Source organism: Ensifer sp. 22521, assembly GCF_052044795.1.
In the GTDB taxonomy this organism is placed as follows: Bacteria; Pseudomonadota; Alphaproteobacteria; order Rhizobiales; family Rhizobiaceae; genus Ensifer.
In genome coordinates, this window is record NZ_JBQENM010000026.1 from 1 (window position 1) to 26,031 (window position 26,031).

At 60.1% G+C, this 26,031-nt stretch carries 26 protein-coding genes, 1 tRNA gene and 6 pseudogenes; 17 read left to right on the forward strand and 16 right to left on the reverse strand.

Annotated features, from left to right (window positions below):
- The 4 genes and pseudogenes from ACTJKE_RS29015 to kduI form a co-directional block, all read right to left on the reverse strand.
- A pseudogene (locus ACTJKE_RS29015) lies at positions 1-179 on the reverse strand (mandelate racemase/muconate lactonizing enzyme family protein); the annotation flags it as partial.
- A gap of 18 nt (positions 180-197) precedes the next feature.
- Entirely contained in the window at positions 198-1,109 is a 912-nt protein-coding gene (gene kdgD / locus ACTJKE_RS29020) for a 5-dehydro-4-deoxyglucarate dehydratase (protein ID WP_440693261.1), read from the reverse strand.
- A gap of 110 nt (positions 1,110-1,219) precedes the next feature.
- Positions 1,220-1,963 (reverse strand): 2-dehydro-3-deoxy-D-gluconate 5-dehydrogenase KduD, encoded by a 744-nt coding sequence (gene kduD / locus ACTJKE_RS29025; protein WP_058329609.1) that lies wholly within the window; start codon positions 1,961-1,963, stop codon positions 1,220-1,222.
- Positions 1,960-2,784 carry a 5-dehydro-4-deoxy-D-glucuronate isomerase gene (gene kduI / locus ACTJKE_RS29030; RefSeq protein WP_057251606.1) on the reverse strand — a complete coding sequence of 275 codons (825 nt, stop codon included), beginning with the start codon at positions 2,782-2,784 and terminating at the stop codon, positions 1,960-1,962. The genes kduD and kduI overlap by 4 nt, the downstream gene beginning before the upstream one ends.
- 133 nt (positions 2,785-2,917) lie before the next feature.
- On the opposite strand from kduI, the gene ACTJKE_RS29035 reads away from it, so the two are divergent.
- From ACTJKE_RS29035 to ACTJKE_RS29075, 9 genes are all read left to right on the forward strand, one after another.
- The gene (locus tag ACTJKE_RS29035; protein ID WP_058329608.1) at positions 2,918-3,712 is read left to right on the forward strand and encodes an NAD-dependent epimerase/dehydratase family protein; all 795 of its coding nucleotides are present in this window, start codon (positions 2,918-2,920) and stop codon (positions 3,710-3,712) included.
- Positions 3,713-3,715: 3 nt separating this feature from the next.
- Positions 3,716-5,233, forward strand: a complete 1,518-nt coding sequence (locus ACTJKE_RS29040; RefSeq protein ID WP_058329607.1) for an aldehyde dehydrogenase (NADP(+)) — start codon at positions 3,716-3,718, stop codon at positions 5,231-5,233.
- 76 nt (positions 5,234-5,309) lie between these two features.
- The gene (locus tag ACTJKE_RS29045) at positions 5,310-6,047 is read left to right on the forward strand and encodes a FadR/GntR family transcriptional regulator (RefSeq protein ID WP_057251603.1); all 738 of its coding nucleotides are present in this window, start codon (positions 5,310-5,312) and stop codon (positions 6,045-6,047) included.
- Between the two features lie 81 nt (positions 6,048-6,128).
- A complete protein-coding gene (locus ACTJKE_RS29050) occupies positions 6,129-6,869 on the forward strand; it encodes a FadR/GntR family transcriptional regulator (RefSeq protein ID WP_057251602.1) in 741 nt (246 codons plus the stop codon).
- Between the two features lie 81 nt (positions 6,870-6,950).
- Positions 6,951-7,265 carry a cupin domain-containing protein gene (locus ACTJKE_RS29055; protein ID WP_057251609.1) on the forward strand — a complete coding sequence of 105 codons (315 nt, stop codon included), beginning with the start codon at positions 6,951-6,953 and terminating at the stop codon, positions 7,263-7,265.
- Positions 7,266-7,374: 109 nt separating this feature from the next.
- Positions 7,375-8,397 carry an ABC transporter permease gene (locus ACTJKE_RS29060; protein ID WP_057251601.1) on the forward strand — a complete coding sequence of 341 codons (1,023 nt, stop codon included), beginning with the start codon at positions 7,375-7,377 and terminating at the stop codon, positions 8,395-8,397.
- A complete protein-coding gene (locus ACTJKE_RS29065) occupies positions 8,397-9,284 on the forward strand; it encodes an ABC transporter permease (RefSeq protein WP_058329606.1) in 888 nt (295 codons plus the stop codon). Before ACTJKE_RS29060 ends, ACTJKE_RS29065 begins: the two co-directional genes overlap by 1 nt.
- 4 nt (positions 9,285-9,288) lie before the next feature.
- Complete coding sequence (locus ACTJKE_RS29070) at positions 9,289-10,125, forward strand: ABC transporter ATP-binding protein (protein ID WP_057251599.1); 837 nt, start codon at positions 9,289-9,291, stop codon at positions 10,123-10,125.
- On the forward strand, positions 10,125-10,886 hold the full coding sequence (locus ACTJKE_RS29075; protein ID WP_057251598.1) for an ABC transporter ATP-binding protein: 762 nt from the start codon (positions 10,125-10,127) through the stop codon (positions 10,884-10,886). The genes ACTJKE_RS29070 and ACTJKE_RS29075 overlap by 1 nt, the downstream gene beginning before the upstream one ends.
- A gap of 554 nt (positions 10,887-11,440) precedes the next feature.
- On the opposite strand, the gene ACTJKE_RS29080 is transcribed toward ACTJKE_RS29075, so the two are convergent.
- The 4 genes and pseudogenes from ACTJKE_RS29080 to ACTJKE_RS29095 form a co-directional block, all read right to left on the reverse strand.
- Positions 11,441-13,039: an ABC transporter substrate-binding protein gene (locus ACTJKE_RS29080; RefSeq protein WP_058329605.1), complete on the reverse strand. Its 1,599-nt coding sequence runs from the start codon at positions 13,037-13,039 to the stop codon at positions 11,441-11,443.
- An 86-nt stretch (positions 13,040-13,125) separates the two neighbouring features.
- Entirely contained in the window at positions 13,126-13,755 is a 630-nt protein-coding gene (locus ACTJKE_RS29085; protein ID WP_057251596.1) for an SGNH/GDSL hydrolase family protein, read from the reverse strand.
- 17 nt (positions 13,756-13,772) lie between these two features.
- Positions 13,773-14,921 carry a mandelate racemase family protein gene (locus ACTJKE_RS29090; RefSeq protein WP_057251595.1) on the reverse strand — a complete coding sequence of 383 codons (1,149 nt, stop codon included), beginning with the start codon at positions 14,919-14,921 and terminating at the stop codon, positions 13,773-13,775.
- 446 nt (positions 14,922-15,367) lie between these two features.
- Positions 15,368-15,565, reverse strand: a pseudogene (locus tag ACTJKE_RS29095) (nucleotide-binding domain containing protein); the annotation flags it as partial.
- 1,133 nt (positions 15,566-16,698) lie between these two features.
- On the opposite strand from ACTJKE_RS29095, the gene ACTJKE_RS29100 reads away from it, so the two are divergent.
- A complete protein-coding gene (locus tag ACTJKE_RS29100; RefSeq protein ID WP_156437147.1) occupies positions 16,699-16,869 on the forward strand; it encodes a hypothetical protein in 171 nt (56 codons plus the stop codon).
- 15 nt (positions 16,870-16,884) lie between these two features.
- On the opposite strand, the gene ACTJKE_RS29105 is transcribed toward ACTJKE_RS29100, so the two are convergent.
- The 4 genes and pseudogenes from ACTJKE_RS29105 to ACTJKE_RS29120 form a co-directional block, all read right to left on the reverse strand.
- Positions 16,885-17,160, reverse strand: a complete 276-nt coding sequence (locus ACTJKE_RS29105; protein ID WP_057252161.1) for a hypothetical protein — start codon at positions 17,158-17,160, stop codon at positions 16,885-16,887.
- Positions 17,161-17,226: 66 nt separating this feature from the next.
- Positions 17,227-17,606: pseudogene (locus ACTJKE_RS29110) on the reverse strand (DUF6481 family protein).
- A gap of 29 nt (positions 17,607-17,635) precedes the next feature.
- Entirely contained in the window at positions 17,636-17,860 is a 225-nt protein-coding gene (locus ACTJKE_RS29115; RefSeq protein ID WP_058329603.1) for a hypothetical protein, read from the reverse strand.
- 124 nt (positions 17,861-17,984) lie between these two features.
- The gene (locus tag ACTJKE_RS29120) at positions 17,985-18,194 is read right to left on the reverse strand and encodes a cold-shock protein (protein WP_034806062.1); all 210 of its coding nucleotides are present in this window, start codon (positions 18,192-18,194) and stop codon (positions 17,985-17,987) included.
- Between the two features lie 387 nt (positions 18,195-18,581).
- On the opposite strand from ACTJKE_RS29120, the gene ACTJKE_RS29125 reads away from it, so the two are divergent.
- The 3 genes and pseudogenes from ACTJKE_RS29125 to ACTJKE_RS29135 all read left to right on the forward strand — a co-directional run bounded on the left by ACTJKE_RS29125 (position 18,582) and on the right by ACTJKE_RS29135 (position 21,188).
- Complete coding sequence (locus tag ACTJKE_RS29125) at positions 18,582-18,917, forward strand: helix-turn-helix domain-containing protein (protein WP_245296275.1); 336 nt, start codon at positions 18,582-18,584, stop codon at positions 18,915-18,917.
- Between the two features lie 268 nt (positions 18,918-19,185).
- On the forward strand, positions 19,186-19,635 hold the full coding sequence (locus tag ACTJKE_RS29130) for a hemerythrin domain-containing protein (protein WP_058329602.1): 450 nt from the start codon (positions 19,186-19,188) through the stop codon (positions 19,633-19,635).
- 194 nt (positions 19,636-19,829) lie between these two features.
- A pseudogene (locus ACTJKE_RS29135) lies at positions 19,830-21,188 on the forward strand (ISKra4 family transposase).
- Between the two features lie 131 nt (positions 21,189-21,319).
- Here ACTJKE_RS29135 and ACTJKE_RS29140 read toward each other — a convergent pair.
- Both ACTJKE_RS29140 and ACTJKE_RS29145 read right to left on the reverse strand, forming a co-directional pair.
- A pseudogene (locus ACTJKE_RS29140) lies at positions 21,320-21,697 on the reverse strand (VOC family protein); the annotation flags it as partial.
- A 41-nt stretch (positions 21,698-21,738) separates the two neighbouring features.
- The gene (locus ACTJKE_RS29145; RefSeq protein ID WP_440693265.1) at positions 21,739-22,380 is read right to left on the reverse strand and encodes an HAD-IA family hydrolase; all 642 of its coding nucleotides are present in this window, start codon (positions 22,378-22,380) and stop codon (positions 21,739-21,741) included.
- 183 nt (positions 22,381-22,563) lie between these two features.
- Here ACTJKE_RS29145 and ACTJKE_RS29150 point away from each other — a divergent pair, with 183 nt between their 5' ends.
- Both ACTJKE_RS29150 and ACTJKE_RS29155 read left to right on the forward strand, forming a co-directional pair.
- Positions 22,564-22,863, forward strand: a complete 300-nt coding sequence (locus ACTJKE_RS29150) for a histidine phosphatase family protein (RefSeq protein ID WP_440693357.1) — start codon at positions 22,564-22,566, stop codon at positions 22,861-22,863.
- Positions 22,864-22,951: 88 nt separating this feature from the next.
- Positions 22,952-23,027 (forward strand) — tRNA-Ile (locus ACTJKE_RS29155).
- 177 nt (positions 23,028-23,204) lie between these two features.
- Here ACTJKE_RS29155 and ACTJKE_RS29160 read toward each other — a convergent pair.
- Complete coding sequence (locus ACTJKE_RS29160) at positions 23,205-23,897, reverse strand: substrate binding domain-containing protein (protein WP_244496896.1); 693 nt, start codon at positions 23,895-23,897, stop codon at positions 23,205-23,207.
- 36 nt (positions 23,898-23,933) lie between these two features.
- Positions 23,934-24,119, reverse strand: a pseudogene (locus tag ACTJKE_RS29165) (helix-turn-helix domain-containing protein); the annotation flags it as partial.
- Positions 24,120-24,237: 118 nt separating this feature from the next.
- On the opposite strand from ACTJKE_RS29165, the gene ACTJKE_RS29170 reads away from it, so the two are divergent.
- The gene (locus ACTJKE_RS29170) at positions 24,238-24,774 is read left to right on the forward strand and encodes a hypothetical protein (RefSeq protein WP_060520129.1); all 537 of its coding nucleotides are present in this window, start codon (positions 24,238-24,240) and stop codon (positions 24,772-24,774) included.
- 11 nt (positions 24,775-24,785) lie between these two features.
- Entirely contained in the window at positions 24,786-25,772 is a 987-nt protein-coding gene (locus tag ACTJKE_RS29175) for an NAD(P)H-quinone oxidoreductase (RefSeq protein ID WP_060520128.1), read from the forward strand.
- Positions 25,773-26,031 lie beyond the last annotated feature (259 nt).

Genomic DNA, 26,031 nt, shown 5'->3' on the forward strand with positions numbered 1-26,031 from the left:
GCGACCACGGCCGCATTGGGTCTCGCCGGCCCAAGGCATTCGCCCCAGCCGACGGTCCCGTCATCGCATTCGATCTCGACTAGCACATGCGCGCGCCGATCAAAGCGCATCGACGCGCTTTCGAACGGCACCGCCAGCCGATGCTCGAGGAGATGCGTGCGGACGGCGGTGATCTTCATGCCACTCCTCCCTGCCCGTCACGCTTTGCGCTTGTGACTGCCGATGAGGGCGTCGAGCATCTCGACTTCGGCCCCCGTCAGGTCCTTGAGCGGGCTGCGCACCGGACCCGCATCGAACCCCTGCAGGCGCACGCCCGCCTTGACCGCCGAAACGGCATAGCCCTTGCCGCGGTTACGGATGGCCATGAACGGATAGAAGAAATCGTTGAGGATGCGCTCGCAGGTGGCGCGGTCGCCGCTGCGCAGCGCCGCATAGAACTCGTTGGCAAGACCCGGAACGAAGTTGAAGACGGCGGACGAATAGGTGGTGAAGCCAGCACCGAGATAGGCTTCGGCAAAAAGCTCGGCGGTCGGCATGCCGCCGAGATACATCAGCCGGTCGCCCATCTTGGCGGTGACCTGGCGCACGAGGCCGATATCACCGGTGCCATCCTTGAAGCCGATCAGGTTTGGGCATTCGTCACAGAGCCGCGCCAGCGTGTCGGGCTGCAGCACGGAGTTGTCACGGTTATAGACCATGACACCGATGCCGACCGACTGGCAGATCTTCTTCACATGGGCGTAAAGCCCTTCCTGCGGCGCATCGATCAGGTAGTGCGGCAGGAGCAGGATGCCATCGGCACCGACCCGCTCGACCGAGCGGGCGATATCGACCGCCATCTCCGTGCCATAGCCGCAGCCGGAAACGATCGCCGTTTCGCCAGCAACCTCCTTGGCGGCGGCAACGATGCCGGGGATTTCATCGGGTTTCAGCGAGAAGAACTCGCCGGTTCCGCCGGCAGCAAACAGCACCGGCGCCTTGTAGCCGGCCAGCCACTCAACATGCGCCTTGTAGCTTTCCGGCGCAAAGCGACCGTCCTTGTCGAAGTGCGTCACCGGGAAGGAAAGGAGGCCCGATCCAAGCGCGGCCTTGATCTGTTTTGGGGTCATTTCTTTTAGTCCTCTGCGTGTTTTCAGAATGGAAATTTCGAATGAGATGAGCCGGTTTGGCACGAACTCATCATATAACATGTATGATGAGTTCGTGGTCGGCATCACCATCAGCGGGCCAGCCAACCACCGTCCACATTGAGAATGGCGCCGTGAATGTAATCGGCCGCAGCCGACGACAGGAAGACGGCAGCGCCGGCGATGTCTTTGGGCCTGCCCCAGCGATTGGCTGGGATGCGATCAAGGATCGCTTTGTTGCGATCCGGGTCGTCGCGCAGCGCTTCGGTGTTGTTGGTTTCGATGTAGCCGGGCGCGATCGCGTTCACATTGATGCTCTTCGCGCCCCACTCGTTGGCAAGCAGCTTGGTGAGCCCCGAGACGCCGTGCTTGGACGCCGTATAGGAGGGCACGCGGATGCCCCCCTGGAAGGAAAGCAGCGATGCGATGTTGACGATCTTTCCGGGCCGGCCCTTTGCCAGCAGTTCCTTGGCGAATGCCTGGCAGGTGAAGAACAGCGCTTTGACGTTGACGTCCATGACGTCGTCCCAGTCGGCCTCGCTGAATTCCACCGCATCGGCGCGGCGAATGATGCCGGCATTGTTGACGAGGATATCGTAGCCCTTTCCGGCAAAAACGTCGCGTGCGGCCATGGGATCGGCGAAATCCAGAGCAAGCGAAGCGGCTTCCCCGCCGGCTCTTGCGATGATTTCAAGCGTTTCCTCAGGCGCGCGCCGCGCCGCGCAAGTCACCTCGGCGCCAGCCGCAGCAAGGCCTACGGCGATGGCCTGTCCAAGCCCGGTGTTCGCGCCGGTGACAAGGGCCTTATGACCTTGAAGGGAAAAGGGATTTGTCACTTCAGTTCCCCCGGCTGGATGAACTCCATGTCGGTATAGTCGACATTGTCGCCAGCCATGGCCCAGATGAACGTGTAGGAGCCGATGCCAGCGCCCGAATGAATGGACCAGGGGGGAGAAATCGCGCCTTCCTCGTTGGAAATGAAGAGATGGCGGGTTTCCTGCGGCTCGCCCATCAGGTGCAGCACTCGCGATTTTTCGTCCATGCCGAAGTAGAGATAGGCCTCCATGCGGCGATCATGGACATGCGCCGGCATCGTGTTCCAGACAGAGCCATCTTCAAGCGTCGTGTAGCCGAGGACAAGCTGGCAGCTCTCCATGACCAGCGGGTGGATGAACTGGTTGATCGTGCGCTTGTTGGAGGTTTCGGTCGTGCCGAGTTTAACCTCCTTGCTGCCCGCAATGGTCACGAGCTTCGCAGGCAGGCTGCGATGGGCAGGGCAGGAGGTGATGTAAAAGCGCCCTTCCCCGGAGAAGGTTACAGGCCCCGTACCCATTCCAAGATAGAGAACGTCGCCGCGGTTGAGGCTGTAGGTCCCCTGTTCGGTCGTGACCGTGCCGGTTTTGCCCACATTGACGATGCCCATCTCGCGCCGGTCGAGAAACGACGGCGTCTTGGTTTCCTCCACTTTGTCGAGCGTCAGCGGCTTGCCTGCAGGCACGGCCCCGCCCATCACGAAGCGATCGTAGTGGGTGTAGATCAACCGGATCTCGCCCGATCGAAACATGTCCTCAGCGAGAAAATGCCTGCGGAGGCCCTCGGTGTCGAGTGTCCTTGCGTAGTCCGGATTGACGGCCTGCCGCGTTTCGACGGTCAGCATGAATGTCCTCCTTCAGTGATTGCGACCAACATGTAATATGTGTTAGGCATAGTTGTATGATATGTCTGACAACGTCAAGAGGCAAATGCCAACCTCGATTTTCGATTGCAACTCCTCAAGGGGAAGACCTGGATTGAAACGCCTTCTCATCACTGGCGCGGCGGGTCAGCTTGGCCGCGTGATGCGCACACGGCTCTCTGGCCTGGCCGACACGATCCGCCTTGCTGATCGCACAGGTCTTGGAGCGCCAGCTGACCGCGAGGAGCTCATTCAATGCGATCTGGCCGACGCTCAAGCCGTGAACAACATGGTCGCCGGCTGCGACGGTATCGTCCATCTTGGCGGAGCTTCGGTCGAAGGCCCGTTTGAGGGGATCCTGCGCGGAAACATCGCCGGTCTCTACAATCTCTTTGAGGCTGCCCGCGCAAATGGCCGGCCGCGCATCGTCTTTGCGAGCTCCAATCATACGATCGGCTACTATCCGCAAGCCGAACGGCTCGATCCCCTTGCCCCATTTCGCCCGGATGGACTCTACGGGGTCTCCAAATGCTTCGGCGAGGCGCTTGCGCGCCTGTATTTCGAGAAGTTCGGGCAGGAGACGGCGCTGGTGCGGATCGGCTCCTGTACGCCAGAGCCAACGAATTACCGGACGTTGTCGACCTGGCTTTCTCATGGAGACTTCGCGTCGCTGATCGAGGCGATCTTCCGCGTCCCGGTTTTGGGCTGTCCCGTGATCTGGGGTGCATCGGCAAACGACGCCGGTTGGTGGGACAACGCACACCTCGGCTGGCTGGGCTGGAAACCCAGGGACAATGCCGAAACCTTCCGGACGCGCCTCGCGGAGGCCCCGCCGCAGCCCGGCCCCGACGAATCCACGGCTCGCTTTCAGGGCGGTGCCTATGTCGACAATCCGATCTTTAGGGAGTGATGAATGATCTTCAAGCCGCATGGAAAACATCTGGTCGCAGGCGAATGGATCGCAACCGGGCAGACATTCAAGAGCGAGCCGGCGTCTGGCCCGGCCTTTGATTTCTCCGTCGGAACGACCGAACTGGCGAACAAAGCGGCCGAGGCCGCGGAGGAAGCCTTCTGGTCCTTCGGCTACTCGACCCGCGACGAGCGCTCAGCATTCCTCGACGCCATCGCCGACGAGATAGAGGCGCGCGGGGCGGCGATCACCGAGATCGGAAGCGCGGAAACCGGATTGCCGGGCGCCCGCCTTGAAGGCGAGCGCGCACGCACGACCGGCCAGCTTCGGCTGTTTGCCTCCCATATTCGCAAGGGCGAGTACCTCGACAGGCGACATGATGAGGCCCTACCGGACCGCAAGCCCCTGCCCCGTCCCGACATCCGTCTGATCCAACGACCGATCGGTCCTGTTGCCGTCTTCGGCGCTTCCAATTTTCCGCTGGCCTTCTCGACCATGGGCGGCGATACGGCCTCGGCGCTCGCGGCAGGCTGCCCTGTTGTCGTCAAGGGTCATTCGGCCCACCCGGGGACCGGCGAGATCGTCGCCGAGGCTGCCCTGGCTGCCATCAAGGCGCACGGATTGCATCCAGGTGTGTTTTCACTGATCCAGGGTGGCCGCCGCGACGTCGGTACGGGCCTCGTGACGCACCCGCTGATCAAGGCGGTCGGCTTCACCGGTTCACTTGCCGGCGGGCGGGCGCTCTTCGATCTTTGCGCAGGGCGGCCGGAGCCCATTCCCTTCTTCGGCGAACTCGGCTCGGTGAACCCCATGTTTCTCCTGCCGGAGGCGATCAAGGCGCGCGGCGCGGAGATCGCCAAGGGATGGGCAGGTTCACTCACCATGGGGGCCGGGCAATTCTGCACCAATCCGGGCATCGCGGTGATCCTTGCCGAGCAGGCGCCCGCCTTCGCGAAAGCTGCCCGCGCAGCACTTTCAGGCGTCGAGCCGCAGGTCATGCTCACCGAAGGCATCGCCAGGGCCTATCGCGAAGGACGCGACCGCGTATCGAAGGGGGGCGGCGTTCGCGAGATTCTCAGCACAAGCTGTGGTCAGCGGGATGTCACGCCCAATCTCTTTCTCGTCCCGGCGCGTGAATGGCTCGGCAATCATGTCCTTGCAGAGGAAGTCTTCGGTCCACTTGGACTGATCGTCACGGTCGAGAGCTTCGAAGAGATGATCGTGGTGGCAAAGCGTTTCAAGGGACAGTTGACGGCAACCCTGCATCTCGACGACGGCGATGTCGATTTCGCGCGCAAGCTCATGGTGATCCTTGAGCGCAAGGCGGGCCGTATCCTGACCAACGGTTATCCGACCGGAGTCGAGGTCTGCGATGCGATGGTTCACGGCGGTCCCTATCCCGCGTCCACCAATTTCGGCGCAAGCTCGGTCGGTACCATGGCCATCCGCCGGTTCCTAAGGCCCATCTCCTATCAGAACATTCCTGAGCGCCTGATGCCTCAGGATCTGAAGTCGGTGTAGCGACGGATTGCGCCATCACCCATCGATGGCGTATCCACAAACGGACCGACGAAGATCTTGGGGAGCGGCCCCTTACATGATGACAGCGACGACATCCGATCCCTCCGCCTTCCAGGGCAAGACGCTTGTGGCGCAGGTTACGGATGCTCTTCGTTCCCAGATAGCCAAGGGGCGCTACCATCCCGGCGACCGCCTGCCGTCCGAAGCGCGGCTCACCCAGGAATTCGGCGTTAGCCGCACCGTCGTGCGCGAGGCGATTGCGGCCTTGCGCTCCGATGGCCTGGTCGAACCTCGGCAGGGAGCGGGCGTGTTCCTGCTGGAGCAGGCCGCGTCCGCGCGGCGGCCGTTTCAACAAGTCGACCTCACGCGGGTGTCGTCGCTGATCGAGATGCTGGAGCTTCGAACCGCAGTCGAGGGCGACGCGTCCGCACTTGCAGCCCTTCGCCGCTCGCCCGGTCAGGAAGGCAAGCTCATCGAAGCCTTTGATGCCTTCAGGGCCTGTGCGGCTGCGGGCAAACCGACCGCCGAGGCTGATTTCGCCTTTCACGTCGCGATCGCCGAGGCAACCAACAATCCGCGCTTTAGCGAGTTTCTTAAGGCGCTCGGACCGGCCCTCATCCCCCGCCGCGCCATCGTGGACAGCGGCGAGGAGGCTGTTCTTTCCGCTGACGAGCTCAGCCGCCTTGTGGACGAACACGAAGCAATTCTCTTAGCGATACAGAACGGCGACGAGGATGCAGCACGCGCAGCGATGCGCAACCACCTCAAGAACAGCCAGATCCGCTACCGCTCCATGTTGCGCGCCGCACGCTGAGTATGCGCGTCTGCGGCCGCCCTTGCATTCGAACAGATAACGGCTAACATGCCAGACAGGTTCGACACAGGCGGAGTGAAAATGGAAGCCGAAAACAATCACGTTCGCGGCACCTCGCTGGCGGCGAAGATCAGCGCTGCACTGCGCCGCGAACTGACGGAGGGTGTATTTCGCCCCGGCGACAGGCTTCCGAGCGAAAGCGCCCTCACAAAGGAATATTCCGTCAGCCGGACTGTCGTTCGGGAGGCGATCGCGATCCTGCGCGCAGACGGTCTTGTCGAGGCACGCAAGGGCGCCGGCATCTTTGCCCTTGAAACCCAGCAGGACAAGAACCAGCCCTTCAAGGACCTTGCAACGCAACGGATTTCCTCGGTGATCGAACTCCTTGAATTGAGGACGGTTTTCGAGGTGGAATCAGCTGGGCTTGCTGCATCTCGTCGCTCGGCGGCACAGATAGAGGCAATCCTCGAGGCCCATCACCGTGTCGGCGAATGCCTGCAATCGGGCGCGCCCACGCGTGACGCTGATTTCGAGCTTCACCTGGCGATTGCGGAGGCCACTCAGAACCGACGCTTCCCGGAGTTTCTTCAGCTGATCCGCTCCGGCATCATCCCGCGCGGCGAATTGCAGGGGTCGGCGCCCGGATCGCGCCCGAAGGACTATAACCTCCACCTGCAGGAGGAGCACGGCCAGATCGTCGATGCCATCATCGAGGGAAATGCGGAAGCCGCGCGTGAACGGATGCGCGCCCACCTTCGTGGAAGCCTGGAGCGCTACAAGGTGCTTCTGCGTTCGCGCACCATGGCAATCGAAGAAAATTGATCGGGAAGCCGACAACATAGTTGTCATACAAGTATGAGAACATGTATGGTGATGATGTTATACAACATCGCCGAGGTTCACATGACTCTTCCCACTTTCCCCGCAGTGTCGCCGGACGCTGGCGTCACCCGTCAGGTTCTTTCCGATTCCCCCGAACTCATGGTCGTGTCGTTTCGCTTCGAATCCGGCGCCAAAGGCAAGTTGCACAGACATTCGCACGTGCAATCCACCTATGTGGCGCGCGGCCGTTTCCGGTTCTTCCGCAACGGGGAGGCCTATGAATTGCAGGCAGGCGATAGTCTCGTTATCCCCGGAGACACCGAGCACGGGTGCCAATGCCTTGAGGCGGGCGAGCTTATCGACTGCTTCACGCCCCGGCGCGACGATTTCCTGTGACCGGTTTGGCTTGACAGCATGACAAACCTGTGACAGGTTTGCCAAAGTTGTCATACAGGATAGGAGCCTGTACCGCCTTACCTTCAGGCGACTGACACACGGAGGAACTATGTCACTACGCCGCATCCGCTTCTATGGCGCGGCCGGACAGATCGGGACCATCGCGGTCACGCTGCTCGGCCTGCTTCTCCTGACCTTTTTCATCGGCCGGCTGATGCCCGCCGACCCCGTTCGCGCCATCGTCGGAGAAGATGCGACCCGGGAGACGTACGAGCAGGTCTACCGCTCGCTGGGTCTCGACCGACCGCTCTGGGAACAGTTCTTCTATTACCTGGGAGACGTCTTCACCGGCAATTTCGGTACCTCCATTCGCACCGGCCAGCCTGTCATCCAGGATATCCTGCATGTGATGCCGGCGACGATCGAGCTTGCCACCTTCGCGATCCTCATCGGCGCGGGGCTTGGCGTTCCGCTCGGCGTCCTAGCCGCCGTCAACAAGGATCGCTGGCCGGATCATGTCGTGCGCGTCTTCAGCCTCTTCGGTCATTCTATGCCGATCTTCTGGACTGGCATGATCGCGCTGATCGTTTTCTACGCCCATCTCGGCCTCGTTGGTGGCAGCGGGCGGATGGACCAGTTCTATATCGGCCTTGTCGAGGAACGAACCGGCTTCCTCTTGATCGACAGCCTGGTGGCTGGTGAGATGGATGTCTTCTGGTCCGCCGTCAACCACATCATCCTGCCGGCTGCTCTCCTTGGCTATTCCTCATCCGCCTATATCACGCGCATGACGCGCAGCTTCATGCTCGACCAGCTCGGCCAGGAATATGTGACGACAGCGCGGGTGAAGGGTCTTTCGCGCAGCCAGACGATCTGGCAACACGCCTTTATCAACATCCGCGTCCAGCTGGTCACCATCATTGCGCTTGCCTACGGCTCGCTGCTCGAAGGGGCCGTGCTGATCGAGACGGTTTTTGCCTGGCCGGGCTTTGGCCAATATCTCACCAGCAATCTCATTACCGGCGACATGAATGCTGTCATGACCTGCGTGCTGATCGTCGGCATCATCTTCATCGGGCTCAACCTCCTGTCCGATGTTCTCTACCGCATCTTCGACCCGAGGACACGCTGATGGACGCACGCGTTCAACCCACCTTCCGTCTGCCGGCACCCGTTCAAGCGCTGAAGAACATCGTTCTTTTCCTGCTGAAGAGCCCGACTTCGACCTTCGGTCTTTTCGTGCTGGCGTTGCTTGTCCTTGTCGCCGCCTTCGCGCCGCTGATCGCCACCCATGACCCCTATGCGCAGGATCTCGCCAACACCTTGCAGGCGCCCGGCAACGGTCACCTGTTCGGCACCGACGAGCTTGGCCGAGACATCTTCAGCCGGCTGGTCTTTGGCGCGCGCATCACGCTCACGATCATCTTCCTCGTCTCGATCCTCGTCGGTCCGATCGGTCTCATCATCGGCACGACGGCCGGTTACCTCGGTGGCAAGGTCGATACGGTGATGATGCGGATCACCGACATTTTCCTGTCCTTCCCGAGCCTCATTCTCTCGCTCGCCTTCGTCGCAGCGCTCGGTCCAAGCCTGAACAACGCCATCATCGCGATCGCGCTCACCTCCTGGCCGCCCATCGCACGGCTGGCGCGCGCCGAGGCGATGACCTTCCGCAAGGCGGATTACATTTCGGCTGCGCGACTGCAAGGGGCCTCCTCGACGCGCATCATCTTCAAGTCGATCATGCCGATGTGCCTGCCTTCGGTCCTCATCCGACTGACGTTGAACATGGCGACAGTCATCCTGACCGCCGCCGGCCTCGGCTTCCTCGGGCTCGGTGCGCAACCTCCGCTTCCGGAATGGGGCGCGATGATTGCGACCGGCCGCAAGTACATGCTGGACAGCTGGTGGCTCGTCACCTTCCCGGGCATCTCCATCCTTTCCGTCAGTCTCGCATTCAACCTGCTTGGCGACGGTTTGCGTGACGCGCTCGATCCGAAGCAGATGAACCGGAGATAGCCCCATGGAAAAGACCATTCTCGAAGTCGAGAACCTGCGCATCCGCTATGGCGGCGCTCCGACGGACGCAGTGCGCGGCGTCTCCTTCACTCTGGGACGCGAGCGTCTCGGTATCGTCGGTGAAAGCGGCTCCGGCAAATCGACGGTCGGACGCGCGCTTTTGCGCCTTCTGCCCGGCGCAACCATCACCGCCGACCGGCTTCGCTTTGCCGAGCTCGATCTGCCGTCGCTCTCCGAAAAGGAAATGCTCAAGGTCCGCGGCCGGCGCATGTCGATGATCCTGCAGGATCCGAAGTTTTCGCTGAACCCCATTCGCCGCGTCGGCGACCAGGTGGCGGAAACCTATCTGCGGCACTTCAGGTGTTCGAAGGCCGAAGCGCGCGACAAGGCCCTTGCCATGCTTGAAGCGGTGAAGATCCGCGACTCGAAGCGCGTCTACGACCAATATCCGCACGAGATATCCGGTGGCATGGGCCAGCGTGTCATGATCGCCATGATGCTGCTTGCCGACCCGGACCTCGTCATCGCTGACGAGCCGACTTCGGCGCTCGATGTGACGGTGCGGCTGCAGGTGCTGAACATCCTTGATGGTCTTGTCCGGGATCGCGGCATCGGCCTCATCATGATCAGCCATGACTTGAACCTGGTGCGTAACTTCTGCGACCGCGTCCTGATCATGTATGCCGGTCGAATCGTTGAAACCTTGGCGGCTGCGGACCTCGACAAGGCCAAGCATCCCTATACGCGCGGCTTGCTCGCGGCGCAGCCGCGGATCGGCGGCGGGCGCGCACCGCTTGCCGTGCTTGATCGCCGTCCTGAATGGCTGGAGGAAATTGCCTGATGTCCGTTTCAGTCGAATGCCGCGATCTCGCTATCACCTTCGGCACGGGTCCAACGGCCGCCAAGGTTCTTCCAGGCGTCACCTTCTCGGTGCAACCCGGCGAGTGCTTCGGGCTCGTTGGCGAAAGCGGCTCGGGCAAATCCACAGTCCTGCGCTGCGTTTCGATGCTGACAGACATTTGGACCGGTGACATTCTCATCGGCGGAAAGCCGGTGCGCGACATGCCGCTCATCAAGCGTTGCCGCATGCTGCAGATGGTGTTCCAGGACCCTTACGGCTCGCTGCATCCGCGCCAGTCGGTGCGCACCGTCCTCAACGAGCCGCTCGTCATCCACAAACTTGGTGACCGCGAAGAGCGCATGCGCAAGGCCATCACCGATGTCGGCCTCCCGATCTCGTTCCTCGACCGGTTCCCTCACCAACTCTCCGGCGGCCAAAGGCAGCGGGTGGCGATCGCTCGCGCGTTGATCCTCGAGCCATCGCTGTTGCTGCTCGACGAGCCGACGTCGGCGCTCGATGTTTCGGTGCAGGCGGAGATCCTCAACCTGCTTCAGCGCCTGCGCGAAGAACGTGGCTTCACCTACATCATGGTGACGCACGATCTCGCCGTGGTCGACCATATGTGCGACCGCTTTGCCGTCATGCTCCATGGCGAAATCACCGAAGTTCTGCCGCGCGAGGCGATCCCCGGAAATCGCGCGACCCATCCCTATGCCCGCGAACTGATCGGCGCCTCGCTGGAATATGAGGGCGCGCACTGAAGCTCCCGCAAGCCAACTCCATTGCAAGGCTACCCTCCTCGGCCTGCGATGCGTGAACAAAATTCTCCCCCGACTTGCCCGGCCCAGTGCCGGGCTTTTTCTTTGCCGGGCCTTTCTTGCTGCGGGGGACGAGCACTGGAGTTTATCGGCAATTCACCATGCCCGACGTCGGCAATGTCGGCCCAAACGCGGTTGCGGCCTGCAGCTGCCCCAAGAACCGCCGCGCGCCCTCGAGCATTTTCGTGCTCCCGCGCACGGCGCTCGTTCACCGACATGAGGCGCAGCGGGATTCACTGCGGACAACACCGCATCGATCGAGATGGGGGTCAGGTGAAGCACATGTCCGACCTCGCGCCGGTCGCCGCGTCAAGCCGTGGCCGGACTTACGGCGGTCGATCCTGACGTTGCCGCCGGCGCCGTTCCCGATCATTTCAAGAGAGTAAGGGGCGGCGTTCCTTAAAGCGACAGGCGGTTTCATTTGCGCTCGCAAAAAACGGAAAAAGGCGCGTCTCGCGACGCGCCTTTTTAGATTCGATACAGGCCAAGGGCCGGGATTACCGTTCCTTCTTCACCCCTTCGAAACGCGAAAGCCAGGGGCTGACGATCATGCCCTTCACGTCGCTTCGGAAGGCTGCTGTGTCGACGACTTCCGAGAACGGCTGGATCGACATGACGATCTCGTCCATGTAGGTCTGTACGCCTTCATAAAGTTTGATCTGCTTGGCGGTGTCGCGCTCGACCAGCGCCTCCTCGATCATCTTGTTCAGCTTTTCGTCAAAGAAGCTGGTACGCCAGCTCTGGTAGTTGGTGAGCTTCGCGTCATCAGAATTGTTCGGGTTATAGGCAACGGACCTGAGGTTGTTGTCCGGGTGCGGCTGCTGGCCGCCGCCACCACGGCCAAGCAGCAGTTCGAAATTGCGCTCACGCATCGCGCCGTAGATCTGGTCTCCCGAGCCGCTAATGAGTTCGGCCTGAATACCCGCCTGGCCAAGGGTGTTCTGGATGGCGGTCGCCGCCTTCATGAAGGGGTCTTCGGAAAGGACGCGCAAGGTGGTCTTGAAGCCGTCCGGATAGCCCGCCTCGGCAAGCAGGGCCTTGGCCTTCGCGACATCCAGCTTGTAGCCTTCATCCGGCAAAGCGCCGAGGACCCCCGTCGACAGCGGCCGCTGGTGCAGCTTGCCGTAGTAGGGCATCACCGCTTTGTCGAGACCTTCGTAGTCGATGAGATAACGAAGCGCCTCACGGACCTTCCTGTTGGCGAACCGTTCGTCCTTCATCGAAACGCTGAGGTAGTAAAAGCCCGAGCCCGGGGTCGATTCGATCGTGATCGCCTCGTCCGCTTCCAGCGACTTCAGATCCGGCGCCTGAAGCGAATAGGCAACGTCAATATCACCCTTTTCCAGTAGCAGGCGTTGCGACTGCGATTCCGGCAGGTGGCGCAGCAATACACGCTTCATTCCCGGCGCCTCGCCCCAGTACTCGCCATTGCGGGTGAGAATGATGAATTCGTTCGACTTCCACTGCGTCAGCGTGAACGGACCGGAGCCGGCCGAATTCAAGGTCAGCCATGCGGCCCCAAGATCGCCGTCCTTCTCGTTTTCGAGCGCCGCCTTGCTGTCGATGATCGAGCCGGGTCCGTTTTGCGCGAGGATCATCAGGATCAGGTTCGGGTCGTCAGCCTTCGCCAGATGCAAGACGAAGGTGCGATCGTCTTCGACGACGAACAGCTTGTCGGCCGCTTCCAGCGTAAAGCCGCGGGTCTTGAGGAAGGACGATTGCGCCAGATTGCGCGCAAGCAGACGCTTCAGGCTCCAGGCGACGTCCTCGGCGGTGACGGGATTGCCGGAAGCAAACTTGGCGTCGCTGCGCAGGTGGAACCGGATCGACATGCGGTCGTCGGCCACTTCCCAGCGTTCTGCCAGCCGCGGCTGAACGCTGCGGTCCTGCGGCGAGAGCACGACCAGCGTGTCATAGATGTTGTTCAGCACCTGGACCGTCTCGCGACCGGTGATGGCGGCCGGGTCGAGGGTCAAAATATTGCTCATGGTCGTGGCGACGACGAGTTGATCTTCCGGTGTTTCGGCCAGGACGACATGGGGCATCGTCGTGACGAGAAGCGCACTGAATGCGACCGTTGCTAGAAAGTGTTTCATGCTTCCTCCTTTGCGGCCGTCCACTCGGGAAGCGGCCTTCCGATTACAAGATCCGCCGGCCTGTTCCTCCACAGGCAAAGACCGGATCAGCCAAGAATTTCGCCGACAGGCACGGCGAGCGCCCGTCCGATTGCTGCCGTGTTCGCGGCCTCGAGATGCACCCCATCGATCTCCGACGCCCGCGTGACCGAGCCAGCATCAAAGAACGGGTGGCCGAGCTCTTCTGCGAGCTTGCGGTAGAGCGGAGACAGCCGCTCGGATTCGGCCACGCTGCGGCCCGCCGCCGGATGTCCGCCAGGCCCGGGTGAGCAGGGAGGCGGCGCAACGATCAAAAGCTTCGGTTTCGCCCCCTTCGGTTTGTAGGGAAAGGTTTCGACGATCTGCGCGAGCCGGCGCATGCCGGAAACGGCCCCCTCTGCCCGCCCGCCATGGACAGGCTTGATGTCATTGGTCCCGAGCATGACAATGACGAGGTCGAGCGGCATGTGGCTGGCGAGCGTCACTTCCAGCGCCTTGGCGCCGTTGCGGCATGCGGGGCCCGCATGGTCGTCGTAGCAGGTGGTGCGGCCGCCGAGGCCTTCAGGGATGATCCTTGCCAGGCCACCGAGTGTTTCGCCCAGAACCTCAGGCCATCGCCCTTCCGGCGGATGTCGCAGGCCCGTTGCCGGGTCGGCGCCCCAGGTCAGGCTGTCTCCGAAAGCGAGAACGGTTTTCATCGCAAGGTCCCCGCTCGTCACCGCACGCGGTTGTTTTCAATGAAGCTGAAGTCGATTTCCTCGCCGAGCCCCGGACGATCCGGCACGTGCACATAGCCATCGCGATCCATTGGATCGGACAGCGACTTCAGGTAGTCATGCCCGTCGTCATATTCGAGGAACGGATGCAGCAGGCCGCGCTCGTACCAGCGGCAGTTCTTGGTGGCGGCCACGACATGCAGGTTCATCGCGGTGTTGCCGTGCACCTCGCACTCCATGCCGAATGCTTCGGCAAGGTGCATCGTCTTCAGCGCCGGCGTAATGCCGCCGACGTCGTTGACGCCTGTGCGAAGGATGTCGCACGCACCCGCCTTGATCCACTCCGCACGGTGCCAATGCTTGCCGGCAGCACTTTCCGGGCCAACGACGGGAATGTCGAGATTGTCGGCGAGCCACTTGTAGGAAGAAAGCGACTGCTCATCCATTGGCTCCTCGATCCAGTCGAAGTCCAGCTTTTCGAGCCCCCGCCCGAGTTCAAGCGCATCGGTGCGGGAATACCAGTGGAAGGCATCGATCATCAGGCGAATATCCGGCCCCACGGCTTCGCGCACAGCGGCGCAGGCCTTGATGTCCATCTTCACGTCCGGAGCCCAGCTGACCGGCGGCATCCAGGTGTGCAGCTTGATGCCTTTGTAGCCGCGCTTGACGAGGGTCTCGGCGAAGCGCCCATAGTCCTCGGGGGTTGAAAGGCCGCCCTCAAGCTCATCACCACACATGATCGAACCATAGGCGAGCACCTTGTCGCGATAACCCCCGATCAACTTGTATACAGGTTGCTTCAAGGTACGCCCTGCCAGATCCCACAGCGCGCAATCCACTACCGCCAGGGTGCGGTCCGTGAGCTGTGCTGCAGAACCGCGTTGCCAATGGGCGAGATCCTGCCACAGCCGTTCGCGGTCGCGATGATCTTCCCCGATCAACACCTTCTTGACGAACTTGTCGATGACATGCGGCCGGACGATCTCCGGCGCCGTAAAGGAATGCCCCTCGTGACCGTCTTCCGTGCGAATTGTCAGCATTGCCTGCTCGACCTGATGCGGCGGGCCGGGATGCGCGTGACCAGCACTGTCCGAGTGGCGGCGTGTGGTCGTGCGGAAAACCCGCACCTCGACGTCGGTGATGATCATTGTTCCTCCGGTACGCGAATTGGGCCGGCTTACTGAGCCATCCTGTATAACACATACTTAGACAGATTATCGAACATATGTCAAACTTGTATTACAGGTTTGTTTATATGACTGACAAACACTCGCATTGCCGGGATTGCCCGAGGCAGTTTGATGTCGGCATGTCCCGTTCGTCGCTCGATCGAAGCGCCACGATTGACAGCACCTACGGCATGGTGGAATGCCGGCCACGGATATCCCGCCCACAGTATTCGGCGCGGAGCCGCCCGCTGAATAATTGGAAAGACGGAGGTTGGGTGGCCGTCGGGATCGCAGCCAGAGCACCTTTCAGCGGCCCGACAGGCATGCAGCAAGCGGCGGGCCGAGCGAAGGCGATATGCGGGCGCGACTGTGCCATCAGCCGCCGGCGCCTGAGAAAGAAGGAGGCAAAACCGTGTTTTCGGCTGTTAGACCTCGCCAGCCCGGATCATGGAGAAGTAGTCGTCGCCTCCAACCTGACCGCCCTTGAGCGCAATCTGCAGGCCGTCCGCCGGGCCGCCATGGGCAATGCATAGCGGAGAGCCGGGCGTTTGCGGCAGTGGCATTTTCAGCGTGAGGGCGGAAATGCCCATTTCGCCGAGCGCATGGCTGGACGTGTCGCCACCGACAGGCAACTTTTTGATCGTTCTCCGGGCGAACGGACCTCACCCAATTGGGCTGCATCCCAGTAGGAACGTGACGACGACGTATCTGTGTTGGTGAGCCAATACAGGGTAATGGCGTCCAGGATTTCGTCCTTGGTAAACGCCTTTTCGGGATGTCCGTCGGTGTACCTCCAGGTGGCGAACTTTTCGTAATAGAAACCAGCCATGCCCGCTGGCGAGTCCGCAAGGGAGTAGCCCTTGTTTGCGGACGCGTGTTCATCATTTCGGCATAGCCGAAGCCTTGATTGTAGAACACGTCCTGCGACTTGAACGCGGCCTTTTCGTCGCTCGAGAGGTTCTCGGGCACGGGTTGACGCGTCCGGACAAGCTGGACGATCTCCGGTGGCACGGTACCCGGCATCCAAGCAGGCCAGCCGGAGCCTGGATTGCCATCAACTCGGAGATGATCGCGCCCCAGTCGCCACCCTGAGCCACGTAGCTCTTGTATTCAAGCCTCAGCATGAGTTCGTGCCATGCCTTGGCTACATGAGGCGGTGCCCAGTCTCCGTTCTTGGGCTTGTCGGATCTTGGGCTTGTCGGAGAAGCCGTACCCCGGAAAGGTAGCGCTGGCTAGTGGAGTAGCACGCCTCCATCATCCGCAACCAAACTTACAAGGGGAAAACTTTCGTGACCTATCGCTAGTCGTTGAAGGGTCGATGCCAGAGAAAAATGGCCTGTCGCAATGGCGTTCCGTTAAAGCAGGCATCCGAACGCTTCTTGCCTCGGAATCGTCTGGATAACTGAGCCGGATTAGCCCGTCATACGCGAAGCAGAGCCTATACTCGCCATGGGCAATCCCTATGAGATTTTCCAACATCCTAGATGGAGGCACGGTGGCCGATGTGACTTCCTCTTTCATTCTCACTGGACCGCGAGCGACCGGGCTCCTGCGGTCGCCAGTCAGGCTTGCTCCAAGAATCTTCTTTCGGTGCGCGCAAATCTGGCATCCAGAACGCGAATTCGAAACGGTCCCGAACATGCGCACAATTGATCCGTTCCGGTGTTCGCCTTGCCGACACGCCTTCCCTGAAGGCGTTGCACGGGTGATATCACGTTGTCTGTGGCTTTAAAGGTTGGCGGATAATTTGGCGGGGATGAGCGAACCGACCATCAGCTACAAGAACCAGCGCTTTCCCATCGCGCGTCATTCATCGGATCCGCGCGATGGCGTTGTGGAATGCCGTGGCCGGCGCAACAGTCTGAGGTCACAGACCAAAGCCTTGTCCGGCCTGATGAAGCAACGTGACATCGCCGATCGCAACTAGCGCACATGCACCCATTCAGGCTCGGTCGTAGGTAAAGGACGTCAGCAAGGTGGTTACGAAATTGCTCGCCCGTTCCTTGACGAGCAACTCGGTCCACTCATTGGTTCCTCGAAGTCTTAGATCGGTATAGATGCTGTCGACGGCGGCCTCTTCGATGCGTTTGATGTGCGCCTTGAAATTTGCCTCGCCGCCGGCACGGTACATGTCACGTATGACCATGCGCAGGATTTCCTGGATTGCGATTTGCCACGACGTGTTGATCGCCTGGAGTTCATTCGTATCCGGTGCCATCGGGGCTCCCTTTCGTTTTGAGTGTCCCGAGAATGACATCGCCATGCTGTCGGGTGGCAGCAAAAGCTATCCTTGTCTTGCCTTGCGATTGGCATAGCGCCGGTCGCGGTTGTCCTTCCGCACCGCCTCATCTTCGATCCCTGCGCTATACGTGGGTTTTCGGCGATCGCCCGCGCTTCGGTTTCGGCGACTGCCGCCGCCTCAACGGCTGCCTGCCGCGCTGTCGCCTCGGTCTCGATACGCTTTTGCTCCTCAAGCTTCAGACGCTCGCGTTCAACACGCCGCTCTTCACGAGCGGTGGCAATGGCTGCGCGTTCGGCCTGCCTTGCCATCCTAGCTGGTTCCGCCACAGTCCTTGCCGCTCGGTAGGCGTTCAGGAGAGCAGTTTTGGCGTCAGCGGATGCGGCTCGGCGGTCGGAGACTTCGTTTTTTCTGGCGTTCTTCATTCTTATCCCAATAGTGAGTGTAGCAGAGATCAGCGCGCCTTGGCGCGTTTGGCGATGAGGTAGGGTGGCGCCGACAAGCGGTCGGCCAACTCCTTTGCAAGACGTGCCTCTCGAAGCCGGAGAGTCTTGGCATCCCGGGCCTGAGCGACGGATTCCACCTCTTCTATCGCGTTGTTTTTGGAGAAGAACTGCGTCCGGACTTTCATGAAGGCGATCTCCGCCTGCTGGCGGGATTTGCTGTGTGCTTCTATCATTGGAACCTCAACTAGTTCGGCTTAGCAACCGAAACAAAAAAGGCCAGGCAAAACGCCTGGCCTTGTTGAAACAGCTTCCGGCAGTGCCAGTACATCCGTGGTCAAAGGGAAGCAAATCTCAATTTTAGGCGGACTGCAGATTGGTAGCAGACATCTTGCCGGACTTATTGTCGCGCTCGAGCTCGAAGCCGATCTTCTGCCCTTCGACAAGTTCGCGCATTCCGGCGCGCTCGACAGCGGAGATGTGCACGAACGCGTCTGCGCCACCGTTATCAGGCTGGATGAAGCCGAAGCCCTTGGTGGAGTTGAACCATTTTACTGTGCCTGTGGTCATGATGAACCCTTTCAAAGCATAGAGTGAGGAACCGCGCAGCCTATGCTGCGCAGGTAGAAACCGACTGTTTTTGAAAGGGAAGTTCGCTTAAGGCGCGGTGCCAATCGCGCGGTAGACAAAGCTCGGCAAGCAAAAGATCGATGCCGCATCTATAAGGGGCTTGGATTGCCGCGTCAACGTTTAGTTTTCCAACATGCAGCATTCACCCTAAGATTGTAGGCATCTAACGGAGATCTGCTCGGCGTTTCGCCGAGGGGTATTACCTTTACACCGTTGAGGCGATCACGCCCGTCGAAGTCCGTCGCTTGCCGAAACACTGCTTCGAGCAGCCTGAGCGAGCGCGAGCCGCACCTCAACGAGCAACCGTACTCGAAACTCTGTGATGAGATGGCTGCAACTCAGGATCAGATGGTGCTGCTTTCGGGAAGGAATGCAGAGGAAAAGCTGGTCACCTTTCTCTTGCTGATGACACGCGGCCAGGTGCAGAACCGAGGCACGGTCATCGATTTGCCGATGACGCGCCTGGACATCGCCGACTATCTCGCGATGTCCATCGAAACCGTTTCGAGGATCATCAGCAGGCTGGTGGACTGCGGTGGGATCGCAACGGCCGGGCGTTCCAATGCCGTGCTGAAGACGGACGCGCTCATCGCGCTCGCCGGCAGCGAGTCGAAGTGGCCGTCGCTTCAGGAAGCGTACAGCCGTCGCCGCGCCATAGCGTAACAACGCAAGATGTCGCAAATGTCTGCATAGTTGGCCCGGTGGGCCGCGTGGCTCGGAGCGATCTCACTTGCACAATCGTACGCACAAGAACAGAGCTTGGTGGTGGAATGCTGGACCAGTTGCCGAGACCATGCATGATGGATTGACACCAGATTGCCCATTCTCCGGGAGAGCCTATGATGGCGGGGATGGAGCCGCCGTCCCCGCGGGACCGAATCGGGTGCCCTTTGATGTCCCGTGGCTCGGCGCCGCGTCAAAGGAGCAAGCCATGGAATGGAAGATCCCTGAACCGCTCAAGACGGAGCACACCGAACTTCACGGGGAACTGGTCGACGCAACAAAAGAAGGCGGCCGTGTTGGGGCAGCCGCACAAGAGGTCGCAAGACTCTTGCACCCGCATTTTATCCGCGAAGAAGAATTCGCACTCCCTCCGCTGGGTCTGCTCGCAACCCTGGCGAAGGGGACCTTAATGCCCGAGATGGCCGACGTCCTCACTCTAACAGACAGACTGGAGACCGAACTGGATGGAATGCTAGCCGAGCACAAGCAAATCGTGGCAGCGCTTGGCGAACTGGTCGCGGCGGCGAAGGCCGAGAACAAGCCGAAATATATGGACTTCGCCGAGAAGCTGATCCTGCACGCCAGGACTGAAGAGGAAGTCCTCTATCCGGCCGCGCTTATCATCGGGCGCTACATCAGGTTGTCGCTTGGCAAATAGCTTCGGGTGGCGGCTGCTTGCGTCTGAGCGGAACGGTCTTGCGCGACATCAATTTCGGCAAGTCATTTGTCGGCTAATGTCGTTTTGCACTTAATCATGAGACTCTCATCGCAACGATTTCAATGAGGGGAGCGGGAAAAAGGTGGGGGTAAGAAAATTCGGGTAAGCAGGTGCCTTTACTGAAGGGGCATTCGTTGGCGTCGCAATTAAAGATGATCATCTCGGTCGAGCTTGTTGGCATTGACGGCGTGTCGCAGCGTTGCGAAATTTCCAAGGTCGACCGGTCTCTCGATGGGGCCCGTCTCAACGATTTTGGCCTCTCCCTCGAAGAAGCCAAGGAGATACAGCGGCGCCTACAACAGGAACTGACGCAGTTTCAGACGGATCAAGCCGCCCAGCGAGATCGGAAGTGCCAGGACTGTAATCGCCGTCGCTCGGTGCATGATAGTAGGTACCGCACGATCCATTCGCTCTTTGGATCTTGCCACGTGCGTGTGCCGCGGTGGTGCAGCTGTGCATGCGGATCGACTGCGAGGTTGGGCACGGGATGCGTCGAAACCCTGTTGAATGGCCGAGCTACCCCGGAGTTGGAGCGCATCCAAGCCGAACTGGGCTCCCGGTTGTCATTTCGAGAAGCAGCCCGTGTACTTGATATCTTTGTGCCGGCCACGCGGCCTCATAATCATCGAACCGTGAGCAACCGGCTGGGCGAGGTTGCCGATCAGATCGAAAAGTGGGACGTCGCAGGCCCCTATCGTATCAGTCGCGCCGGCAAGTCTCCCGTTTCCGTTTTCATAGATGGCGCCTATATTCGCGCGGTTCCCGGCTATCAAAGCCGGCATTTCGAGATCGCGATGGGACGCGTTGTTGCGCTAGGCTGAGCACCGCGTCAGTTTGCCGGTGCGCCGAATATCGCTACCGGCAAACACGATATCGTTCGCGCGGCGATGCGCGCGCAAGGATGGCTGCCTGGCCGAGACGTCACCGTCTTTAGTGACGGAGAGGTCGGACTGCAGAGCATCGTCCTCAGCGCAACACGCCAGCCCGTCACGCATATTCTCGACTGGTTTCACCTGTCGATGCGGCTGCGGCACATTGAGCAGGCCTGGGAGGGCATCAGGCATCTGCAAAATCTGGATGTCTATCTGCAAAACGTTGCGGTCCATGTGCCCAGGCTTCGGCATCTCCTCTGGAGCGGATATGTCCGAGAGGCAAGCGAAGCCGTAAAGCAGATGCTCGCCCAATTGGATCAGCATGCCGGATTTCGCGACGCCCCCGGCAAACTCAGGCGGCTATACGAGCTGATCAACAATCTTGGCACCTACCTGGGGCAGAACGCAGCTTCGATCGTCAACTACTGTCGGCGATACTGGTCCGGTCAGCCGATATCCAGTTCGCCGGCGGAAAGTGCCGCCAACAGCCTCGTCAATGCCCGTATGAATAAGAAGCGGCAAATGCGTTGGACACCAATCGGCGCTCATCGGGTTCTTCAAGTCCGAGCCGCTGTCGCGGACGGCCGTCTCAAACAGGCAAAGCTCAACCTCGCAGCCTAACCCCAGCTTTTTCCCGCTCCCCCCGAATTCTGCCCAAGAGTAGGTGTGGGAAGACAGACGTTTTTGTAATTGCAGGCCTTTCCTTTATTTAAAGCATAAACTTTACAGGACGACGGCATAATCCTTCTCTCTTCGAGACGCGTGACCCGCCATGGAGGATCGATACGGTTCGGTCCAGCAAAGTACAGAATGATGCGGTTACCGCCGGGATCAAACAGCTCTGCCTCGCGCCAAAGCCAGCTCTTATCCTCGGGATCGCTGACGAACCCAAGACCAGCCTCCTTCAGGTTGCAGACAGTCTCGTCCACGTTCTCGCACTCGAAATATATCGAAGTCCCGCCGCCACCGTTCTCACCTCGATATAATGAGAAGGTGCTGTCGCCGTCCGGACAGACGAAACGTGCATAGCGAGGACGGGCGTCCACGATGGGTTTGAGACCGAGAGTGCAGTAGAACCGCCAACCCGCATCCAGGTCGGCCATAGTCACTGTCACTTGGTTAAGGCGCATTTTGTATCCCTCGCCTGCCGAATGGGCTAACTTGAATTCTGCTACACCCATAAATCTCTGAGGCGCGGGTGCTTTTGAATGTTCCGTGCTGAGGTGAAGATAGCCGCATCCCATCCGGCACGGCTGGCCAGCTCGACAATTTCCGGCTGATCGTCGAAGAACAGCGGTCGCTCTTCGGGGTCGATCTCGAGCGCCCGATTGATGGCCTCGAAGAAGCGTGGATCTTTCTTCGGCACGCCGATCTCGGCGCTATAAAAGAGCCGATCGAAGTGGTTTGCGAAGTGCAGCTCGTTCCACAAGTAAGCCGCGCGATGATGCTCCTGGCCAGTCGCAACGAAGGTTTGTGCTCCGCGCTCGCGTAACTTCCGGACCAAGTCGAAAACCTCGGGATTGATGTTCGAATCCTTCTCGAACCAATAGCGCACGAAGTCATCTACCCCGCCCTTGTACCCGGTTTGGGGAAGAACGGCTGCCAAGGCTTCCTTCAGGTCACGGCGTCCGGTGACACATTCGAACATAGGCGAGGCAGCCCCCTTTGCCGGGTTGCCGAAGAATAGGAGCTGAAACGCATCGCGGTCGACGCCCAAGTCGGCTTCGATCGTCACATCCCAAGGTTTGCGACGGGCGAAATCCGCATGCCAGCCGTCGATCAGCACGCCGTCCACATCAAAGAAGACCTTCACGTGTCCCCCTCACTTTCCGCGACAACGAACAGTTGCTATCCGTTCAGTACTTCGCCATCACGCTGACCACAACTCGAAACTGCTTCCCGTCGACGCGAAACTGTCGCCTCAATAGCAAGTTCGAGGAGAACTACCGGAAAAAGCCTCATGAAAGACTATTTGTCGTGAGGCTTTTTCCGGTCTATCGGCGGCTGGTATGACACAGGTCAAATTCTACGTGGTGAGATTGATGCGAGGGTAGCGTCCGAGCGACTGGCTGGTGGCAGCGACGTCGAGATTCTCACTTCCGATCGTACGCGCGCATCTCAAACCGAGGCGATCATCGCAAAGCGCCTTCATCGGCCAGTCGTCTCGACCCCAGACTTGCGGGAGATCAGCTGCGTCTCCGCCCACGGCGTGCCAGTGACTGGTTATACGAACAGGCGGCGATCGGGGATGTTGGGACGGAATATGAGATTGCTGACGTCGACGGCTCGGACCTAATCCCCTCTTAGAGCCAGAGTTTGCGAAGAAATTCATCGCGACCTGAGCTTGATCAATCGGAGTGTTGTCCTTAGAAACTTTGCTGGTGGGGCCTGTAGCTCAATGGTTAGAGCCGTCGGCTCATAACCGATTGGTTGCAGGTTCGAGTCCTGCCGGGCCCACCAATAAGCGTTCTGCTCCTGGTAATTTACCAATCGTCTGAACAGCCAGCAGATCGCGCCGCTTGCTGCTGCTGGTAAATCCTCGTGGGAGTCTTGAACGGACTCTGCCGCACCACTGCAACTATGACTGGCGGCTATCGCGTCGGCTTTTAGGGAAGCCAGCTTGCGGTCACCGCCCCTTCAGTTCCAGCGTGGTGGAGCCCCGATATGACTTTTCAGCGCCTCTGTGAATGCCCTGACTTTGGCAGATGGCACTTGGAGCGCGCGCAGGAGGTAGATCCCCGAAGGCCTCTCATTCCACCCTTCGCCCGATAGCGAAAGGCGCACAAGGTCACCCACCTGGACTGAAGGTCCTGAGACCCAGCTCGGCAGGAATGCCACACCCATTCCCTCGATCGCGGCCCCGTTCAACGCTTCAAAATCGTCGGACCGGAAGACGACGTGCTCACAAGTTTCTGCAGTCGGCGCCCCGACAATATGCGACCAGCCAAGAAGATCATTGCCATGGAGCTTGTCGAGGACACGATGTTGGCGGAGCGCGTCTTCACTGTCCGGCACGCCATAGTGCTCAAGATAAGTAGGGCTCGCCACGACGATGCGATCGTGAGGTGCCAGTTTGGTCGCGATCAGCGTGCTGTCCGATAGCTCTCCCATTCTCACCACCAAATCGAGCCGCTCTGCAACCGGGTCGGCCAGCCGCTCGGTCAGATCCAGCTCGACATGCAAGCTCGGGTGTTGCTGCGCAAGCGACGCCAGAACAGGAATGACATAGCGTTTTCCGAAGGTCGGGAAGCAAGCGATCCGCAGCGTGCCGCTGACCGCACTGTCAAACGCTGCAACCTCGGCATGGGTATCGGCGAGATCGTCAAGCAAGCGCTGCGCCCGTTCAAAAAGGTGACGTCCCGCGTCCGTCAAAGATAGCGCCCGTGTAGAGCGCACAAGGAGCGGGACTCCCAGGTCCTGCTCAAGCGCATCGACCTGACGGACGATAGCCGAGGGAGTGACAGCCCGACGCCGGGACGCGGCCGAAAAGCTGCCCGCGCGGACGACGTCGACATAAACCGCCAGATGTTCGGCGAAGCGTGGGTCCCTCATCTTTGCCTACGACGCAAAACCGTTCCGACCATTCAGTTGGTTATCATTCGAGGGCATCAGGAGCACATTCCTTCTCGTCAACGGGCAGTTTTGCTCACCAAACAGAAGGAACACTCCCATGGTCAAGGTCCTCGATACAATTCTCTCACAATCCGCCTATTCCGCACAGATTGACGTTCCGCTCGAAAAGATCGACATCGCCGATTGGCTCTTCAACCTGCCCGAAGCCGAATATCTCGGCTGCTGCCCGCCCGACCACATCGCAGCCGGCGTCACCTGGACCGACGACGGCCGTCGCATGTCGATCAATGTCGAGCAGATCGGCTCGGGCCTCGTCGTGCAGCACTATGTCGCCGAGGTTGCTGAACCAGCCTATTGCCGCATGAACTCGATTTCGGATGTCTTCACCGCCAACGGACGCACCCAGGTCAATGTCGTCTGGGAGCTCATTGCCGAGAAGATCGACGACCGCAGGACGCGCTACACCAACAAGGTCACCGCCCATCCGACGGATGCGTTCATGACCTTTATCCAAGACCGTGGCGTCACCTATGAAGACGCTGCAGCAGCCCGCCAGGCTGCAGGCGGAGACCATAACCGGCGCGAAACTCCGCTATTTGCCGCCAGCATCGCCCGGCGCGCGCTTTCGAAGTAAGGACCCTTGCGATGAAAGCGATCATCTTCGATGACTTCGGAGGCGCAGATATCATGCGGCTTGGCGAAGCTCCAATGCCTGAGGTGCGTCCCGACGACCTCCTGGTTAAGGTCATGGCGGCAGGTGTAAACCGCGCTGACCTTCTTCAACGTGAAGGTGTCTACGGTTCTCAGACTTACGGCGATAGCAACATTCTGGGCCTTGAGGTCGCAGGAGAAGTGATAGCCGTCGGAAAGGCAGCCAGCGGCTTTGCCGTTGGCGACCCTGTCATGGGCATTGTCGGTGGTGGCGCCTATGCCCAGTATGCGCGTCTCGACAGCGGCATGGCCGCGGTCATTCCGGCCGGCCTGTCCTTCATCGACGCAGCCGCGGTCATGGAAAGTTTCGTGACTGCTTGGGAGGCGCTTTCGCACCTCGGCAAAGCTGCGGAAGGTGAGACAGTTCTCGTTCATGCTGCCGCGGGCGGAGTCGGATCGGCTGCCGTTCAACTCGCAAAGGCTGTCGGAGCTACGGTGTTGGCCACGGCGTCCACAAGCAACATCGAAAATGTGCTATCGCTCGGTGCAGATGCTGTGTTCGACTACAAGCAGGCCGACTTCGAGGCAGAGAGCATTGACGCGACAGCTTCTCGCGGTGTGGATCTGATCATCGACTTCGTCGGCGGGTCCTATCTGGCGCGCAACATCAGAAGCCTCGCGCCGGGCGGTCGCCTCGTTCAGGTCGGCCTGCTGGGGCGCGATGACAATGCCATTATTCCTCTCGATATCTTGCTTCACAACCACATACAATTGATGGGCACGGTCATGAAATCCAGGTCGCGGTTGGAGAAGAGAGCGATGATCCGCCGGTTCCGGGACGAGATGCTGCCGATGATGGGAAAGGAGCTACGGCCGGTCATTGGCGCGGTATATCCAATCACGGCTACATCGGACGCCCATCGACGAATGGAGGCCGGCGGGCTATTTGGGAAGGTCATTCTGACTGGTTTTCATGAATGACGCAGGCAGGTGTGGCCCACCACGCCTCGAAGGGATCGGAACTGCAGCTCCGTCATTGTTTAGGCGGGCCGCCTTGATGGGAATCGAACCGGCGATACCACGATACTGACCGCCAAAGCGACCCGGGTTGCTGCAAGGGTCCAGCAGATCGATCCGACGGGAAAAACGTACCCGCTACCGTTGCCGACCGGAGTCAGAAGGCAAAAAATAGTAGGACGGCCAGCGTGATCTCGCGGCAGCAACGTGACGTCAATCGGTC